Origin of the sequence: Pseudomonas sp. A-B-19 (assembly GCF_019947515.1) — a bacterium.
Taxonomy (GTDB): domain Bacteria; phylum Pseudomonadota; class Gammaproteobacteria; order Pseudomonadales; family Pseudomonadaceae; genus Aquipseudomonas.
On the sequence record NZ_JAGYGN010000001.1, the window covers coordinates 34,291 to 49,530 of the forward strand.

General features: G+C 60.7%; 13 protein-coding genes. 8 read left to right on the forward strand and 5 right to left on the reverse strand.

The features are described from left to right. The 5 genes from KGA81_RS00155 to ehuB all read right to left on the reverse strand — a co-directional run bounded on the left by KGA81_RS00155 (nt 1) and on the right by ehuB (nt 5,463). Nucleotides 1-2,040, reverse strand: a complete 2,040-nt coding sequence (locus KGA81_RS00155; protein WP_223544062.1) for an FAD-dependent oxidoreductase — start codon at nt 2,038-2,040, stop codon at nt 1-3. A gap of 308 nt (nt 2,041-2,348) precedes the next feature. Continuing rightward, nucleotides 2,349-3,224, reverse strand: a complete 876-nt coding sequence (gene ehuA, locus KGA81_RS00160; protein ID WP_411736532.1) for an ectoine/hydroxyectoine ABC transporter ATP-binding protein EhuA — start codon at nt 3,222-3,224, stop codon at nt 2,349-2,351. Continuing rightward, nucleotides 3,224-3,880, reverse strand: a complete 657-nt coding sequence (gene ehuD, locus KGA81_RS00165) for an ectoine/hydroxyectoine ABC transporter permease subunit EhuD (protein ID WP_223544063.1) — start codon at nt 3,878-3,880, stop codon at nt 3,224-3,226. The genes ehuA and ehuD overlap by 1 nt, the downstream gene beginning before the upstream one ends. Further along, nucleotides 3,877-4,536, reverse strand: coding sequence for an ectoine/hydroxyectoine ABC transporter permease subunit EhuC (gene ehuC / locus KGA81_RS00170; protein WP_223544064.1), 660 nt, complete (start codon nt 4,534-4,536; stop codon nt 3,877-3,879). Before ehuC ends, ehuD begins: the two co-directional genes overlap by 4 nt. A 69-nt stretch (nt 4,537-4,605) precedes the next feature. After that, nucleotides 4,606-5,463: an ectoine/hydroxyectoine ABC transporter substrate-binding protein EhuB gene (gene ehuB / locus KGA81_RS00175; RefSeq protein WP_223544065.1), complete on the reverse strand. Its 858-nt coding sequence runs from the start codon at nt 5,461-5,463 to the stop codon at nt 4,606-4,608. Nucleotides 5,464-5,754: 291 nt separating this feature from the next. On the opposite strand from ehuB, the gene KGA81_RS00180 reads away from it, so the two are divergent. From KGA81_RS00180 to KGA81_RS00215, 8 genes are all read left to right on the forward strand, one after another. Continuing rightward, complete coding sequence (locus tag KGA81_RS00180; protein WP_223544066.1) at nt 5,755-7,149, forward strand: PLP-dependent aminotransferase family protein; 1,395 nt, start codon at nt 5,755-5,757, stop codon at nt 7,147-7,149. A 107-nt stretch (nt 7,150-7,256) separates the two neighbouring features. Then, nucleotides 7,257-8,228: a hydroxyectoine utilization dehydratase EutB gene (eutB, locus tag KGA81_RS00185; protein WP_223544067.1), complete on the forward strand. Its 972-nt coding sequence runs from the start codon at nt 7,257-7,259 to the stop codon at nt 8,226-8,228. 36 nt (nt 8,229-8,264) lie between these two features. Next, on the forward strand, nt 8,265-9,257 hold the full coding sequence (eutC, locus tag KGA81_RS00190) for an ectoine utilization protein EutC (protein WP_223544068.1): 993 nt from the start codon (nt 8,265-8,267) through the stop codon (nt 9,255-9,257). A 43-nt stretch (nt 9,258-9,300) separates the two neighbouring features. After that, nucleotides 9,301-10,491, forward strand: a complete 1,191-nt coding sequence (gene doeA / locus KGA81_RS00195; protein WP_223544069.1) for an ectoine hydrolase DoeA — start codon at nt 9,301-9,303, stop codon at nt 10,489-10,491. A 3-nt stretch (nt 10,492-10,494) separates the two neighbouring features. Continuing rightward, a complete protein-coding gene (doeB, locus tag KGA81_RS00200) occupies nt 10,495-11,496 on the forward strand; it encodes a N(2)-acetyl-L-2,4-diaminobutanoate deacetylase DoeB (protein ID WP_223544070.1) in 1,002 nt (333 codons plus the stop codon). A 128-nt stretch (nt 11,497-11,624) separates the two neighbouring features. Beyond that, nucleotides 11,625-12,104: an Lrp/AsnC family transcriptional regulator gene (locus tag KGA81_RS00205; RefSeq protein ID WP_223544071.1), complete on the forward strand. Its 480-nt coding sequence runs from the start codon at nt 11,625-11,627 to the stop codon at nt 12,102-12,104. Between the two features lie 204 nt (nt 12,105-12,308). Next, entirely contained in the window at nt 12,309-13,781 is a 1,473-nt protein-coding gene (locus KGA81_RS00210; RefSeq protein ID WP_223544072.1) for an NAD-dependent succinate-semialdehyde dehydrogenase, read from the forward strand. 11 nt (nt 13,782-13,792) lie between these two features. Further along, nucleotides 13,793-15,178, forward strand: a complete 1,386-nt coding sequence (locus KGA81_RS00215; RefSeq protein WP_223544073.1) for an aspartate aminotransferase family protein — start codon at nt 13,793-13,795, stop codon at nt 15,176-15,178. Nucleotides 15,179-15,240: the final 62 nt, after the last annotated feature.

The following is a 15,240-nucleotide window of genomic DNA, read 5'->3' on the forward strand; positions in this document are numbered from 1 at the left end:
TTACAACTGCGCCGCCAATCGCGAACCCTGATTGATCGCCCGCTTGGCATCCAGCTCTGCCGCGACATCCGCGCCGCCGATCAGGTGCACGCTCTGCCCCGCCGACACCAGACCGTCATGCAATTCGCGCAGCGGATCCTGCCCGGCGCAAATCACGATGTTGTCCACTGGCAGCACCTGCGGCTCTGCGGTTTCACCGACGCGGATGTGCAGGCCTTCGTCGTCGATCTTCAGGTATTCAACACTGTTGAGCATTTGCACCTTTTTGTTCTTAAGGCCCGTGCGATGAATCCAGCCGGTGGTCTTGCCCAGGCCGTCACCGACCTTGGATTTCTTGCGTTGCAGCAGGAACACCTCGCGGGCCGGCGCATGGGGCGCGGCCTTGATACCGGCAACACCACCGCGTGCCTCCAGGTGCGTATCGATGCCCCATTCCTTCCAGAACGCGGCACGATCCTGACTGGTCGCGACGCCTTCATGCACCAGGAACTCGCAGACGTCGAAACCGATACCACCGGCACCTATTACCGCGACACGCTTGCCGACCGGTTTACGCTCCAGGATCACGTCCAGATAGCTCAGTACCTTGGCGTTTTCCACCCCCGCAATCGCCGGCACGCGCGGCGCAATGCCGGTGGCCAGAATGATCTCGTCGTAGCCGCCTTCGACCAGTCTGGCCACATCGACGCGGGTGTTCAGGCATACCTCGACGTTGGTGGTCTGCAGTTTGCGATTGAAGTAGCGAATGGTCTCAAAGAACTCTTCCTTGCCCGGAACGCGCTTGGCGATGTTGAACTGACCGCCGATTTCGCTGGCCGAATCGAACAGCGTTACCTGATGACCACGCTCGGCGGCCACGGTCGCGGCGGACAAACCGGCCGGTCCGGCACCGACCACGGCAATTTTTTTCAGTTGCTGCACCGGCAGATAGTTGAGTTCGGTTTCGTGGCAGGCACGCGGGTTGACCAGGCAACTGGTCAGCTTGCCGCCGAAGGTGTGATCGAGGCAGGCCTGGTTGCAACCGATGCAGGTGTTGATTTCATCGGCGCGACCTGCAGCGGCCTTGTTGACGAAATCCGGGTCGGCGAGGAATGGTCGCGCCATGGACACCATGTCGGCATCGCCGTCAGCCAGAATCTGTTCGGCCACTTGCGGCGTGTTGATGCGGTTGGTGGTGATCAGCGGAATATTGACCGAACCCCGCAGTTTGGCCGTGACCTTGCTGAAGGCCGCGCGCGGCACTTTGGTGGCGATGGTTGGAATCCGCGCTTCGTGCCAGCCGATACCGGTGTTGATGATGGTCGCACCGGCCTGCTCGATGGCCTTGGCCAGTTGAACGATCTCCTCCCAGGTGCTGCCGCCTTCGACCAGGTCGAGCATCGACAGACGGAAAATAATGATGAAGTTCGGGCCGACCGCTTCACGCACGCGACGGACGATTTCCACCGGCAGGCGCATGCGGTTTTCATAGCTGCCGCCCCAGCGATCGGTACGGTGGTTGGTGTGGGCGGCGAGGAACTGGTTGATGAAGTAGCCTTCCGATCCCATGATTTCCACGCCGTCGTACTCGGCGGTTTGTGCCAGTACCGAACAGGTGACGAAATCGCCGATTTGCTTCTCGATGCCCTCCTCGTCCAGCTCCCTGGGCTTGAACGGGTTGATCGGCGCCTGGATCGCGCTCGGCGCAACCTGTTTCGGGCTGTAGGCATAACGACCGGCGTGGAGGATCTGCATGCAGATCTTGCCGCCTGCGTCGTGCACGGCACGGGTAACGATACGGTGCTTGAGCGCCTCTTCTTCGGTGGTCAGCCTGGCCGCGCCGGAATACACGCCACCCTCTTCGTTCGGGCCGATACCGCCGGTGACCATCAGGCCGACACCGCCACGGGCACGTTCGGCAAAATATGCCGCCATGCGCTCAAAACCACCCGGTTTTTCTTCAAGGCCAGTGTGCATCGACCCCATCAGGGTGCGATTGCGCAGTGTGGTGAAACCCAGGTCCAGCGGAGCCAACAGGTGCGGGTATTGAGCGGCGGTCATCGGTAACTCCACATCGAGCGATCACGGAAAGTGCAGGAGCTCTATGGCCCCCATCAGTCATGTTCGACAGACTAAGAGTCGCGCCGCCGGTGCTCAATGACCGTAACTGACAACTTATTGATCGAAATGAGCAGGAGTATTGGGCAAACGGGAATGACTCAACACAAAAACGACCTTGCGGTGCCATGCGTAACGGCACAGCGTCTGGCAGCGTGCACCCATCTCATCGGAAGTTCGTGTGGATACTCACAATCAATAACGCTTGGGGGCACTGTGCATGGCACAGCCCCCCAGAGCCTGGTTTTCGGTCAGTTGGCTTCTTTCACTGCACTGAGAAACGCACACGTTCGCTCCTGTTGCGGGTGTTCAAAGATCTGGGCAGGCGTGCCCTGTTCGTGAATCTGCCCCTTGTAGAAGAAGCACACACGATCGGCGAATTCCCGGGCGAACCCCATCTGGTGGGTGACCATCAGCATCGTCAGGTTGTGCTCGGCGCCGAGTTTGCGGATCACGTTGAGTACTTCGCCGCACAGTTCCGGGTCGAGTGCCGAGGTCACTTCGTCAAACAACATGACTTTGGGCCGCATGGCCAGAGCCCGGGCGATCGCCACCCGCTGTTGCTGGCCGCCGGACAGCTGCGAAGGGTAATGGCCAAGCTTGCTGCCCAGCCCTACCAGCTCCAGCAAATCCGCCGCCCGTTCGCATGCTTCGGCGCGTTTCATGCCAAGGACTTGCACCGGCGCTTCGATGACGTTTTGCAACGCAGTCATGTGCGGGAACAGGTTGAAGCTCTGGAATACCATGCCGATCTTGCCGCGCACCCGGCGGATATGCCGATCATTGGCTGGCACCAGCACGCCGTTGCGATTGGGCATGTGGGTCAGCAAGTCATCCTCGACGCGGATCAGCCCGTCATCGATGCCTTCGAGGGTCATCAGTACCCGCAGCAGCGTGGATTTTCCCGAGCCGCTGGGGCCGATGATCGCGACTTTCTCACCCGGTGCAACATCCAGGTTCAAGTGGTCGAGCACTGTGAAATTGCCATAGCTTTTGGTGACGTCCTGAAAGCTGACAATCGGCTTGACCGGTTTCGATTCATGCATGGCGGTGGCCTCTTGCGGCAGCAGCGGTGTCAGGTTACCGCGCCGGGAAAGGTCGTTGGATGTCGAGAGTGGAGAAGTCATTAGCGTAGCTCCAGGCGCAGTTCGAGGCGCCGTACCAGATAAGCCAGGGCGATGCTCAGGGCGAGGAAAAACAGGCCGACCATGGTGATCGGTTCCAGGTAGCGAAAGTTCTCGGAGCCAATGTTCTTGGCCTGCTGCATGATCTCGACCACGGTAATGGCCGACAGCACCGGTGTATCCTTGAGCATCGCCACCAGGTAGTTGCCCAAAGGCGGCAGGATCGGCCGCAGGGCCTGGGGCAGGATAATGTTGCGGTAAGCGCTGTACGGGGCGATGTTCAGTGCTGTGACGGCTTCCCATTGCGCCCGTGGTACCGCGTCCAGACCGCCGCGATAAACCTCGGCGATGTAGCAGGCATAGTGTACGCCGATACCAATAATCCCCACTTGCATGGCGGTCATGCTCACCCCGAAGTTGGGCAGCACGTAGTAGAGGAAATACACCTGGATCAGCAGTGGCGTGCTGCGGATGAATTCGATCACCCCGGCGATCGGCCACGACAGCCAGCTCCGGCGGCTGCGTCGGCCGATGGCCAGAAACAACCCCAGCACAATGGCGATCAGGAAACCGATCAGAGTAATGCCCATGGTGTTGAGCGAAGCGCGCAGCAAATCAGGGAGAATTTGCCAGGCGTAAGTCCAGTCGAACAGGGTCATGACAGACCTCCACGCATTCTGCCGCGCGCCAGACGACGCTCAACGCTGCGCATGCCCAGGTTGATCGCTTGCGCCAGAACGAAATACATCACCAGCGCAAGGCTGAAAATTTCCAGGGTCTGGAACGTGGCCTGATCCAGTTGCCGAGCCCGGAAGCTCAGGTCGGACAAGGTGATCAGCGATACCAGTGAGGTGTTTTTCAGCAACTCGATCAGCAGGTTGGTGCCCGGCGCAATGGCCGCCAGCAGCGCCTGGGGCAGAATGATTCTCCGAAAACGCTTGTAGCCGCTGAAGTTCAGTGCCGTAGCCGCTTCGTACTGACCCTTGGCCACGGAGCTGATCGCTCCGCGCATCACTTCCGCGCCATAAGCGCCGATGTGCAACCCAAGGCCGACGATGGCCACGCTGTAGGGGCTTAGCTCCAGATTGAACGGTGGCAGCGGCAGAACGAAAAACAGCCAGAACAGTTGCACCAGCAACGATGTGCCGCGAAACACTTCAATGTAAGCGATGGAGAACCAGCTCAGCGCTCGCCAGGGCGACATGCGCCCCAACGCCGCCGGAATGGCTACGACAATCGCCAGCAGCGAGCCGAAAAATGTCACCTGGAGCGTGACCCAGGCGCCTTGTATCAATAGCGGTAGTAATTCACCCATGGTTAAAACCTGACCATCCGGATTAAGCAGGGAAATCGGCATCGCGCCTTCGCGCCATGCCTGTTTCGACTATTGAGCGCAGAGCTCGGCAGCCGTTTTGCTTGTAACGTTGGATTGGTCGAAACCGAACGGGGCGACCGTCTTGAGGTGCTCTGGGGAACCCAGCCACTTTTTCAGTTCGGCGTTGACCGCATCCCGCAGGTCCTTGTCTTCCGGGCGGAAGGCAAGCGCGCCGTAACCGGTATGCGACGGATCATCCTTGAACTCGGTGACCGCCTGGACCTTTTCACCGCCCTTGGCGGCCAGGCCTTTCATGGTCAATTGGGTGCCCACGGCCGCATCGGCACGACCGGCGCGTACGGCTTGCAACTGGGCGGTGGTGTCCGGCACCTGGAGGATTTGCGCATCCTTCACGCCGGTATCCCGTGCATATTTCAGGTTTACCGTACCGGCCATAATCGCCAGTTTCACATCCGGATTCCTGGCAATGTCTTCATAGCTGTGCAGGTTCTTCGGGTTGCCCTTGGCGGTTAGCAAAGCATCCGGCAACTGGTATTGCGGATCGGTAAACAACACCTGTTTGCAGCGCTCCGGGGTGATGTACATGCCAGCGGCAATCACATCGAAGCGACCGGCGCGCAGGCCAGGGATCAGCGAGCCCCACTCGGTCAGGACGCCATCGACTTCTTTGATGCCCATCTTGGCAAAGATGGCTTTGGCGATTTCCGGCGATTCACCGGTGACCCGGCCATCGGTTTCGGTAAAGGCAAACGGTGTTTCGTTGGCATAACCAATACGGATACTGCTGTTCTTTGTGATGGTTTCCAGCGTCGTAGCGGCATGGGCGCTGGCGGCCAGGCCGAACATCGCGCAAGCCACTAACAGGTGGCGCAAACCATGGGTAGTGCCGGGAAGGGAATTGCTCATCGATAAAATCTCCTGTTTCTTGTGGACCCGTCGTTGACGGCTCTGTGGTAGGAGGCAGTGTGACAAGAGCAAAGCGTACAAAAACCGTTTTCCTGTTGAGCCGAAGCTCAGGGGCACAGTTGCGGTACAGATCGATTGGTTGTTGTTGGCAGCTGGTTGAGTAGCCTGTGCATCGACCTTGGACCAAGCATACAAAAGCCCTGCACAACATTGCATTGCACTAGGACAATTGCTTTGCATGGATTCTCGCGGGATGCTGTCGACACTGGCAAGCACGTGGGTTCAGCGCCGATGGACAAGTGGAAGGCAGCATTGGAAATCGCCCGCAGCGGCGAGTCGAAATACAAGATCCTGGTACAAGCGATTGCCGACGATATCGAACAGGGTGTGTTGGCCAACGATCAGCGCCTGCCACCACAACGTCAGGTCGCGGATGCCATGGGCATAAGCGTGCAGACGGTCACCAACGCCTATAAGGAGCTGGAACGTCAGGGGCTGGTGCGTTGCGAAGTGGGGCGCGGCAGCTTTGTCTCGCGGCGCATGAGCGATCGAGTCGCCACTTATATTCTCGACAGCCCTGAACGGGCGCTGGTGGATTTTTCCATTGCGCGGATCCTGCACACCCGCGAACACGACCAGTTCTGGCGTGACACTTGCCGCGAGTTGAGCACCGAAGAGGATCAGCCGTGGATTCACGCCTTTCGTCCGATCGCCGGTTTCGAATCGCACCGCGAAGCGGCCATGCACTGGATCGGACGCCAGGGGCTGCGGGTCGAGCGCGACGACATCCTGATCACCAACGGCGCAGCCCACGGCATTTTCCTCGCCCTCGCCTCTCTGGCCGGCCCAGATGATGTGGTGCTCTGCGAGGGGATCACCGATCACGGCGTCATCGGCAATTCCCAGGTACTGGGGTTTACCCTCAAAGGCCTGGAGATGGATCGATACGGGATTGACCCGGAGCACTTCGAAGACATGTGCAGCAACGAGCGCATTACGGCGTTGGTGTGCACACCGAACCTGAACAATCCCACGACCAGCCTGATGCCGGACAGTCGCCGCCGCGAAATCGCCGAGATCGCCCGGCGCTTTGGTGTGCACATCATCGAGGACGATGTGTACGGGCCATTGCTGGACGAGCGCCGCGCCCCTCCGATCAGCCATTACCTGCCGGAGTTGTCGTTCTATTGCACCAGCATGACCAAGTCGGTGCTGACCGGCCTGCGCATCGGTTATCTGGTCGTGCCCAAGCGCCTGGCGTTGCGCACCGAAAGCATTTTGCGGGTCAACAGCTGGATGGCCACGCCGATGGTGGCGGAGATTGCAACACGCTGGATTCGCGACAACCGCGCCGACACGCTGGTGCAGTTGCAACGCGGGTTATTGGCCGGGCGTCAGGCGATGGTCAGTGAATATCTGGGCGAGTACTTGCTCGGCCAGCATCCGAATGCTCTGAATGCCTGGGTAGGCATTCCCGAACATTGGGAGGTCGATAGCCTGGTGCGAGCACTGCGCCATCGGCATATTGCGGTCACGTCCCCAGACCCTTTCACGGTGCGCGGCACACCGCGGGCACGGGCGGTGCGGATGTGTGTCGGCGCCGAATGCGGCGATGACGAAATGCGCGATGCGTTGATCGGGATGCGCGAAATCTTCGGCCAGTACCCGCAGATCCATGATTTTTGACCGGGAAATCCGTGCAATTAAGTTTGTCGACTAAATTGCCCTAGTACATTCATCGTGACAATCCTGCCCTCTTAGACTGTGCCCAATACTTCATTCGGGACGCGGTCATGTCAGTGCTGCAGTTAAACGATGTTTTCCTCGCCCGCCAGCGTATCGAATCACTGGTGCGGCGCACGCCCATGGAACATTCGCCCAGCCTGTCCCGGCTGTCGGGCGTGCCGGTCTACCTCAAGCTTGAATCCCAGCAGATCACCGGCAGCTTCAAGCTGCGCGGCGCGAGCAATGCGGTGGCACAGCTAAGCGCCGAGCAAAAGGCTCGTGGTGTGGTAGCCGCGTCCACCGGCAATCACGGCCGCGCTTTAGCGTATGCCGCGTCCCGGCAGGGAGTGAAGGCCACCATTTGTCTGTCACACCTGGTGCCGGGGAACAAGGTGCAGGCCATTCGTGATCTGGGTGCCGATGTTTGCATCGTCGGCCGCTCGCAAGACGATGCTCAACGCGAAGCCGAACGCATTGCCCGCGAGCACGGCGCGACACTGCTGCCGCCGTTCGACCACCCGGCGATCATCGCCGGGCAGGGCACGCTGGGGTTGGAAATACTCGAACAGCAGCCGGATGTCGCCCAGGTGCTGGTGCCATTGTCCGGCGGCGGGCTGTTTGCCGGTGTGGCGCTGGCGCTCAAACGTGCCAATCCACAGATCGTCACCCACGGCATCAGCATGCAGCGTGGTGCGGCGATGCACGCCAGCCTCGCAGCCGGGCACCCGGTGGAAGTCGAAGAGCTGCCGACCCTGGCCGACTCTCTTGGCGGCGGCATCGGCCTGGACAATTGCTACACCTTCAACATGACCCGCGACACCTGTGATCACCTGCACCTGCTCAGCGAAGCCTCCATTGCCAATGCCATTCGCCATGCCTATCGCGAAGAACGCCTGGTGGTGGAAGGCGCGGCAGCGGTAGGTATTGCCGCGCTGCTCGATGGCTTGATCGAGCAGCGCGGGCCGATCGTGGTGGTGGTTAGCGGGTGCAATGTCGATATCGATCAGCATTTGCGTGTGCTTGCCGGCGCGGATGCGTGAACCAAAACAATAAAATCAAACTGGAGCGCCACGTTGATGAGTGAAGTCACCTTGTTGAGCGAAGCCGATCTGCGCACCTGTGTCGCGCTGGACCTGCCAAGCATCGAAGCCATCCAGCAAGCCTTTGTGTTGCTGGCTACCGCCGCTGTAGCGATGCCGCCGATCCTGCGTCTGGACATCCCTGAGCACAACGGCGAAGTGGACGTGAAGACCGCGTATCTTCCGGGCCTGGAACGCTTTGCGATCAAAGTCAGCCCAGGCTTTTTCGACAACCCGAAACTCGGCCTGCCAAGCCTCAACGGCATGATGATGCTGTTGTCGGCGCGCACCGGTCTGCTGGATGCTTTGCTGCTGGATAACGGTTACCTGACTGCCGTGCGTACGGCGGCAGCGGGAGCAGTGGCGGCGCGTGCACTGTCGCGAGAGGACAGCCGCAGTGTGGCGCTGATCGGTGCCGGCGAGCAGGCCGCGTTGCAGCTACAGGCATTGCGTCTGGTGCGACCGATCGACAGCGTGCGGGTCTGGGCTCGCGACCGCGCCAAGGCCGAAGCCTTCAGCGTCGAACTGGCGCGTGACAGCGGCCTGGCGGTCAAACCGTGCGCGAGCATCGACGAGGCCATGGCCGACGTCGACATCGCAATCACCTGCACGCCGAGTCGGGAGCCGCTCATCGAAGCACGTCACTTGCATCCTGGCCTGCACATCACGGCCATGGGCTCGGACGCCGAGCACAAAAACGAAATTGCCCCTCAGGCACTGGTGCAGGTCGACCGCTACGTGGCCGATCGCTTGAGCCAGACCCGTATCCTGGGCGAGCTGCATCACGCCCTCGCGGCCGGCTTCGTCAGCGACGAATCGGGCTTCGCCGAATTGGGTCAGGTTCTGGCGGGCCAGCGCCCCGGTCGCACCGATGCGGCGCAGATCACCTTGTGCGACCTGACCGGTACCGGCGCCCAGGACACCGCCATGGCCAATCTGGCCTTCGAGCGCGCGCGTTCGGCCGGTAAGGGTTTTCAGTTCGGCAGCTAATCCACTTTTTTCATCCGTGTGTCATTTATCAGAGGGCATGTGTATGTCTCAGATAGTCGTTAATCTCCCCTTCCAACGGGAGGAATACGCCCAGCGTCTGACCAAGGTGCGAACGGCCATGCAGGCGCAGGGCATCGAGCTGTTGCTGGTCACCGATCCGTCGAACATGGCCTGGCTGACCGGCTATGACGGTTGGTCGTTTTATGTTCACCAATGCGTGCTGTTGGCCCTCGATGGCGAGCCGGTGTGGTTCGGTCGCGGGCAGGACGCCAACGGTGCCAGGCGCACGGTGTTCATGCAGCAGGAAAACATCGTCGGTTACCCGGACATCTACGTGCAGTCCCGGGAGCGTCATCCCATGGATTACCTGTCCCGGGAAGTCATCAGCGCCCGCGGCTGGGATGCGCTGACCATCGGAGTGGAAATGGATAACTATTACTTCAGCGCCGCGGCCTATCTGTCGTTGCAGAAAAACCTGCCGAAGGCCAGGTTGATTGACGCGGTCGGGTTGGTGAACTGGCAGCGTGCGGTCAAGTCGCCGCAGGAAATTGCCTATATGCGCATTGCTGCGCGCATCGTGGAAAACATGCATGGGAGGATCCTCGAACGGATCGAGCCGGGCATGCGTAAAAACGAACTGGTGGCCGAGATCTACAGCAGCGGCATCCTCGGTGCCGACGGCCATGGCGGTGATTACCCGGCCATCGTGCCGCTATTGCCGACCGGTGCCGACGCCAGCGCGCCGCACCTGACCTGGGACGATTCGCCATTCGAAAAAGGCGCCGGCACCTTCTTTGAAATCGCCGGTTGCTACAAGCGTTACCACTGTCCATTGTCGCGAACCATCTACCTGGGCAAGCCGCCACAACATTTCCTCGACGGCGAAAAAGCCGTGGTCGAAGGCATCGCCGCCGGCCTGGAAGCCGCCAAACCGGGCAACACCACCGGTGACATCGCTGTCGCCTTTTTCAAGGTGCTGGAGAAGTTCGGCATTCACAAGGACAGCCGTTGCGGCTACCCGATCGGGATCAGTTACCCGCCGGATTGGGGCGAGCGCACCATGAGCCTGCGTCCCGGCGACACCAGCGTGTTGCAACCGGGCATGACGTTCCACTTCATGCCGGGTCTGTGGATGGACGACTGGGGGCTGGAAATCACCGAAAGCATTTTGATCACCGAAACCGGCGTCGAAACCTTGTGCAATGTGCCACGCCAACTGTTCGTGAAGGATTGAGTCATGAGCCAATTGCCTGCCAACCCAATCAGCGCCACAGTGGATTTCAGCCGTGAAGGCGTGCAGCACGGTTTTCTCAAGCTGCCATATTCCCGGGACGATTCGGCCTGGGGCGCGGTGATGATTCCGGTCACGGTGATTCAGCGCGGTCAGGGCCCGACCGCGCTGCTCACCGGCGGTAACCACGGTGACGAATACGAAGGCCCGGTAGCACTGAGCAAATTGGCACAGCGGCTGACGGCTGCCGAAGTGACTGGCCGGGTGATTATCGTGCCGTTCATGAACACTCCGGCTTTCCATGCCGGACGGCGCACCTCGCCAATCGACAAGGGCAATCTCAATCGCAGTTTTCCCGGTAAGCCGGACGGCACGCCGACCGAGAAAATAGCCGATTACTTCACCCGCACCTTACTGCCCCTGGCCGACATCGTGCTGGACATTCACTCTGGCGGCCGCACCCTGGATTTCCTGCCGTTTGCAGCGTGTCATGTGTTGCCGGACAAACAGCAGCAGGCGCAATGCGAGGCGGGAATGCGCGCCTTCAATGCGCCGTACAGCATGCGCATGCTGGAACTCGATGCCGGGGCAATGTACGACACCGCCGCCGAGTCTCAGGGTAAAGTCTTCGTCACCACCGAACTGGGCGGTGGCGGTTCGTCCACGGCGCGTAGTGTGGCGATCGCCGAGCGCGGCGTGCGCAATCTGCTGGTGCATGCCGGGATTCTCCAAGGCGAAGTGCAGACGTCATCGTCGATCATGCTCGACATGCCCGACGGGGATTGCTTCATCGCCAGCGAGCACGATGGCTTGCTGGAAATGTGTCGTGACCTGGGGGACAACGTTACGCAAGGTGAAGTGATTGCCCGTGTCTACGATGTCACCCGCAGTGGTGTGGCGCCGAAGGAATACCGTGCGGCCCGCAGCGGCCTGCTGGCGGCGCGGCATTTTCCCGGGCTGGTGCGTGGTGGTGACACTGTGGCAGTGATCGCCGATGTGTTGAACTGACCCCCCCTGTGGGAGCGAGCTTGCTCGCGATTGCGATGTATCAGTCACATCAGGGTTGGATGTGCCGCCGTCATCGCGAGCAAGCTCGCTCCCACAGGGTCTCCTAGATATTCACGAGATCGTCACCCATGCACAAACTCGATCGCTACGACCTGAAAATCCTGCGAATCCTCGCCGAAGACGGGCGTATCACCAAGTCGAGCCTGGCCGAGGCGATCAACCTGTCGGTGACCCCGGCGTGGGAGCGGGTACGCAAGCTCGAAAGCCTGGGCTTGATCAAGGGCTACCGGGCGCAGATCGATTGGAACGCGGTGTTCAAAAGCCAGCAGGTGCTGGTGGAAATCACCTTGGCCCGACACACCGCCCAGGACATGCGGCGTTTCGAACAGCGCATGAACGAGGCTGCCGAAGTGGCGTTCTGTTACGCCACCGGTGGCGGCGTCGATTACATGGCGATGATCCAGGCGCCGGATATCGACCATTACCAGCGCTTTATCGATCAACTGTTGCTCGAAGATCTGGGCATCGAACGCTACTTCACCTACATCGTCACCAAGACCATCAAGACCGGCGGTGCCCTGCCCGCTGAGCTGTCGCAAGAATCCTGAAACCACCGCAACCCTGTGGGAGCGAGCTTGCTCGCTCCCACAATGGATTTGCTTCGATTCGAGGCCCGTATTCACACCGCAAAAACCTGCTATTCACCCCCGCTCGATCAGAAAAAACCACCTGCCGAACCCCGTTCAAACGCCAAATCCCCGAGGTCGTGTTGCCCTAGCATGGTTCCACGCACACGGATTGGAGTGAACGCCATGACCTACAAACATCCACTGCTGTTCAAGGCACTTTGCTACGTTGATGGCCATTGGGTCCACAGCGACAGCGGCCACAGTATCGCCGTACATAACCCGGCCGATCAAAAACTGATCGGCCATGTGCCGATGCTCGACCAACCGCAAATTGTCGCGGCCATCGACGCCGCGCACCGCGCGTTTGCCGACTGGCGCGAACAAAGCCTGGAGGTTCGCGGCGCGATCCTGCGGCGCTGGGCGGCGCTGATCCTGGAGCACCAGGAAGACCTGGCGCGGATTCTCAGCCTGGAGCAGGGCAAGTCCCTGGCCGAGTCCCGCGGCGAAATCGCCTACGCCGCCAGCTTCATTCCCTGGTTCGCCGAAGAGGCCCGGCGCCTCTATGGGCAAAACATTCCCAGCCATATCCCCGGCGCACACCTGGGTACGGTCAAGGAACCGGTCGGCGTCTGCGCGCTGCTGACCCCGTGGAATTTCCCCTCGGCCATGATTACTCGCAAAGCCGCGGCCGCCCTGGCCGCCGGTTGCACCGTGGTGATCAAGCCGGCCCATGAGACGCCATACTCGGCGTTCGCTTTGGCGCAACTGGCCGAAGAAGCGGGTTTCCCGGCTGGCGTGTTCAATGTGGTGCTGGGCGAACCGCAGATGGCCATGCAAACCCTGGTGCAGGATAGTCGCGTGCGCTCGGTGAGCTTCACCGGCTCGACCCGCGTCGGTAAGTTGGTCCTGCAAGCGGCGGCTCAGGATGTGAAAAAGGTTTCGCTGGAGTTGGGCGGCAACGCGCCGTTCATTGTCTGCGCCGACGCCGATCTGGAGCTGGCGGTCAAAGTCGCGGTCGCCGCCAAGTTCCAGACCTCCGGTCAGGATTGCTGCGCCGCCAACCGCATCATGGTCGATCGCGCCATTTACCCGGCGTTCCTTAGCCGCTTTGCCACGGCTGTGCGCCAATTGCAGGTTGGTCCGGCCATGGTCGGTGACAAAGAGCAGAACGTCGATATCGGCCCGTTGATGCATCAGGCCGCCTTCGATGTCACCGCCGAGCGCGTGGCCGATGCCCTGCAAAAAGGGGCGCAACGGTTGGTGGGCGGCGAGGCCCATGCCCTCGGCGGCCTGTTCTATCAGCCGACTGTGCTGGCCGACGTCACCCCGCAAATGCGCATCTACCGTGAAGAAAACTTCGCACCGATTGCCGGGGTGATGCCGTTCGACACCCTCGACCAGGCCGTCGAGATGGCCAACGACACCGAATACGGTCTGGCCGCCTACATTAGTTCCAATCGTCTGGACCTGATTTACCCGCTGATTCGTCGTCTCGACCACGCCATGGTTGCGGTCAACGGCGTCAAGTTCACCGGCCATCCGATCCCGTTCGGTGGCATGAAAGCCTCGGGGCTGGGCCGTGAAGGCGGCACCGAGGGCTTCGAAGCCTTTGTCGAAACCAAATACTTCTGCCTGCACCATCAAGGCCAGTTCTGAGGAGATCTACCATGAGCCAAGAATTCGATACGCTGTTCGAACAAGACCGTGCGCACTTCATGCACCCTTCGACCCACGCCCATGACCACGCCAGCGGCGCGCTCAAGGGGCGCATTATCAAGGGCGCCTCGGGTATCCGCATCCGCGACCACGAAGGCCGCGAACTGATCGACGCCTTTGCCGGCCTGTACTGCGTGAACATCGGCTACGGCCGTACCGAAGTCGCCGACGCGATCTACAAGCAGGCCAAGGAGCTGGCCTATTACCACACCTATGTCGGGCACTCGACCGAAGCGATCATCGAGCTGTCGAGCCGCATCATCGACTGGGCGCCTGAAGGCATGAAGAAGGTCTATTACGGCCTCTCCGGATCCGATGCCAACGAAACCCAGATCAAACTGGTGCGCTACTACAACAACGTACTGGGTCGCCCGCAGAAGAAGAAAATCATCTCCCGCGACCGTGGCTATCACGGCTCGGGGATCATGACCGGCAGCCTGACCGGCCTGCCGAGCTTCCATCAGCACTTCGACCTGCCGGCCGAAGGTATCAAGCACACCGTGTGTCCGCACTGGTATCGCAAGGCGCCGACCGGCATGGATGAGGCTGCGTTCGTGCGTTACTGCGCCGACGAGCTGGAGAAGATGATCCTGGCCGAAGGCCCGGACACCGTCGCCGCGTTCATCGGCGAACCGCTGATGGGCACCGGCGGCATCATCGTTCCGCCGGCCGGTTACTGGGCGGCGATCCAGGCGGTACTGAACAAATACGACGTGCTGCTGATCGCCGACGAAGTGGTCTGCGCCTTCGGTCGCCTGGGCTCGAAGATGGGCAGCCAGCGTTATGGCATGCGCCCGGACCTGATCACCACCGCCAAGGGCCTGACCAGCGCCTATGCGCCATTGTCGGCGGTGATTGTCGGTGAAAAGGTCTGGGACGTGATTGAGAAAGCCTCAGAATCCCAAGGTGCCATGGGCCATGGCTGGACCTATTCCGGGCATCCGCTTTGTGCGGCGGCGGCCTTGGCCAACCTCGACATCCTGGAACGGGAAAACCTCACGGCCAACGCCGAGAAGGTCGGCGCTTATCTCAACCGGCGGATGCGCGAAACCCTCGAAGGTCATCCGCTGGTGGGTGAAGTGCGTGGTGATGGCATGCTCGCCGCCGTCGAATTCATGGCTGATCGTGAACAGCGCACACCCTTTGATGCCGCCTTGAAGGTCGGCCCGAAAGTGTCGGCGGCGTGCCTGGAGCGCGGCATGATTGCCCGGGCAATGCCTCACGGCGACATTCTTGGCTTTGCCCCTCCGTTGATCTTGACTGTGGAAGAGGCCGACCTGATCGTCGAGATCACCAAAAGCGCGGTCGACCAAGTGGCCAATGAGGTGCTGGGCTGATTCCATCAGGCCTGAGCATTAGACCAGCATCGAGCAGGAGGCGGCTTCACAGCCGCCGTCCT

Excerpts from the sequence above, each read along its gene's own strand:
- KGA81_RS00205 (WP_223544071.1), top strand. The coding sequence starts at position 11,625 with ATGCACAAACTCGATCGCTACGACCTGAAAATCCTGCGAATCCTCGCC.
- ehuD (WP_223544063.1), bottom strand. The coding sequence starts at position 3,880 with ATGACCCTGTTCGACTGGACTTACGCCTGGCAAATTCTCCCTGATTTG.
- ehuA (WP_411736532.1), bottom strand. The coding sequence starts at position 3,224 with ATGACTTCTCCACTCTCGACATCCAACGACCTTTCCCGGCGCGGTAAC.
- ehuB (WP_223544065.1), bottom strand. The coding sequence starts at position 5,463 with ATGAGCAATTCCCTTCCCGGCACTACCCATGGTTTGCGCCACCTGTTA.
- KGA81_RS00215 (WP_223544073.1), top strand. The coding sequence starts at position 13,793 with ATGAGCCAAGAATTCGATACGCTGTTCGAACAAGACCGTGCGCACTTC.
- ehuC (WP_223544064.1), bottom strand. The coding sequence starts at position 4,536 with ATGGGTGAATTACTACCGCTATTGATACAAGGCGCCTGGGTCACGCTC.
- eutC (WP_223544068.1), top strand. The coding sequence starts at position 8,265 with ATGAGTGAAGTCACCTTGTTGAGCGAAGCCGATCTGCGCACCTGTGTC.
- doeA (WP_223544069.1), top strand. The coding sequence starts at position 9,301 with ATGTCTCAGATAGTCGTTAATCTCCCCTTCCAACGGGAGGAATACGCC.
- KGA81_RS00210 (WP_223544072.1), top strand. The coding sequence starts at position 12,309 with ATGACCTACAAACATCCACTGCTGTTCAAGGCACTTTGCTACGTTGAT.
- doeB (WP_223544070.1), top strand. The coding sequence starts at position 10,495 with ATGAGCCAATTGCCTGCCAACCCAATCAGCGCCACAGTGGATTTCAGC.
- KGA81_RS00155 (WP_223544062.1), bottom strand. The coding sequence starts at position 2,040 with ATGACCGCCGCTCAATACCCGCACCTGTTGGCTCCGCTGGACCTGGGT.
- KGA81_RS00180 (WP_223544066.1), top strand. The coding sequence starts at position 5,755 with ATGGACAAGTGGAAGGCAGCATTGGAAATCGCCCGCAGCGGCGAGTCG.
- eutB (WP_223544067.1), top strand. The coding sequence starts at position 7,257 with ATGTCAGTGCTGCAGTTAAACGATGTTTTCCTCGCCCGCCAGCGTATC.